Consider the following 1,815-nt stretch of genomic DNA (forward strand, 5'->3'; position numbering starts at 1 on the left):
CGATCGAGCTGCCGGGCATGGAGATGAAGGACATCGAGGTGACGGTCAACGATGACATGTTGACCGTGAAGGGGGAGAAGAAGATCGAGCGCCAGGAGGAGAAAAAGGGATACTACCTTTCCGAGCGCAGCTACGGCGCGATCTACCGGACAATTCCACTCCCGCCCGGTGTGGATGGCGAAAAGGCGCAAGCATCCTTCAGGAACGGGGTTCTGACGATCAAGCTGCCGCAAACGCCCGAAGCCCAAGCCAAGGTCAGGAAAATCGCGGTCAAGGAGGCCTGATCCGGGCATTGATCGTGCCAACTCTGCGGCGAAACCGCCGTAGAGCCAATCACAGCCGAAAGGAACAGACTGATGAAACTCAGGAATCTTTACGCGGGAACAGCTTTGGCCCTGCTGATTGTCAGCGCCGGCCCTTCCTGGTCTCAGGATACGGCTCAGGCGGAAGCTGAAGCGCAGGCGGTCAACCGGGAGCAGGTCGAAGAGAGCGTGACCGCCGAAACCGATTCACAGCTCGCCGATAAACGCACCGCCGTGATCCAGGAGGCGGTCGACGCGCTCGATGAAACGAACGCTGCGATCGCCGCGATCGAGAAGGGCGATACAGATGCGGCGATTGCTGCGCTCGCGTTGGCCACGGGGAAGCTCGAGACCGTCGTCGCGCGTGAACCGGATCTCGCTTTGGCGCCCGTACGGATCGATCATGTCATCTATGACGTTCTGGGCAGCGTCGAAGCCGTCCGAGGACTCGGCAAACAGATCGCGGACTTGGTCGACGATGGGAAGTTCCAGGAAGCGAGACCGCTGCTGAGCGGGTTCGCGTCCGAGGTTGTCATCCGGACAACCAGCCTTCCGCTTGCGACCTATCCCGACGCGATCCTTGCAGCGACGGCACTGCTTGATGACGGAAAGACCGACGAAGCGATGACGGTACTCAACGCCGCACTGAGCACCCAGGTGGTGACCGACACAGTGGTCGCCCTGCCTCCGCTCAGAGCCGTAGCGATGATCGAGAAGGCCAAAGCTCTGCTCAATGACGACGGTGAGGCGGCAAACGACAAGGCCGCTACTGAAGATAAAGCCGCTACTGAAGACAAAGCCGCTACTGAAGATGCCGATCTGACGGCCGCCGACTATGTTGAGGCGGCACGCCAGGAACTCGAAATCGCCGAAGCGCTCGGCTACGGCCGCGAAAGCGATTTCGAGGATCTGCATGAGGCGCTGGATGAGTTGGACCGTCAGATTGAGGCGCAGGAGGATACCGGAGGGATCTTCGAAACGATTGCGACCCGGTTCGAGGAACTTCGAACGCGCATCTTCAACTAAAAGAGAACCTCTAATGGAGCCCCGCCGCAAACGAGACCAGCGGCGGGGCTCTTTCGCAGGAAGACTGAGGAACGATCGATAGTCTGGGCCCGGAGTCCCGGCTCTCGACACATAACAATTGGTTCCTGGCTCCATCGCAGGTAAAGAATTCCCGAATGATCCCGGTCTGCGGCGAAGCCAGGGAGAGCTTGTCTATTCGGGGGGAACTTCGAGGGGTACTGATGAAAGACCTGAAACCATCAGGGCTAACCCGTGAACAATGGTCGGCGATGACGCTCTACGAGAAGTTCGAACAGGTCGTCATTTTCGTCCTCAGCGCCATCATTGCGGTTATCGTCGTGGCGTCGGTTTGGGCGCTGATGCGCGAGGTCGTGAACCGGTTGGTCTTGGGAGCGTTCGACACGCTCGATTACGCCACCTTCCAGGTGGTGTTCGGAATGATCTTCACCGTTGTAATTGCGCTCGAGTTCAAGCGCTCCCTTCTTGT

The 1,815-nt window shown here is 59.0% G+C and carries 3 protein-coding genes; all 3 read left to right on the plus strand.

Features of this window, described 5'->3' with window-relative positions:
* The coding region (locus CK240_RS17435; protein ID WP_135058915.1) for an Hsp20/alpha crystallin family protein at positions 1–284 on the plus strand (284 nt) is incomplete at its 5' end.
* Positions 285–356: 72 nt separating this feature from the next.
* Positions 357–1,328, plus strand: a complete 972-nt coding sequence (locus tag CK240_RS17440) for a YfdX family protein (protein WP_095641528.1) — start codon at positions 357–359, stop codon at positions 1,326–1,328.
* Between the two features lie 221 nt (positions 1,329–1,549).
* A partial coding sequence (locus CK240_RS17445) for a phosphate-starvation-inducible PsiE family protein (protein WP_240517570.1) occupies positions 1,550–1,815 on the plus strand: 266 nt, incomplete at its 3' end.

Source organism: Paracoccus salipaludis (assembly GCF_002287065.1).
In the GTDB taxonomy this organism is placed as follows: Bacteria; Pseudomonadota; Alphaproteobacteria; order Rhodobacterales; family Rhodobacteraceae; genus Paracoccus; species Paracoccus salipaludis.

What these genes read in the sequence shown, in the direction of transcription:
- CK240_RS17440 (WP_095641528.1), top strand. Translation starts at nt 357, where the DNA reads ATGAAACTCAGGAATCTTTACGCGGGAACAGCTTTGGCCCTGCTGATT.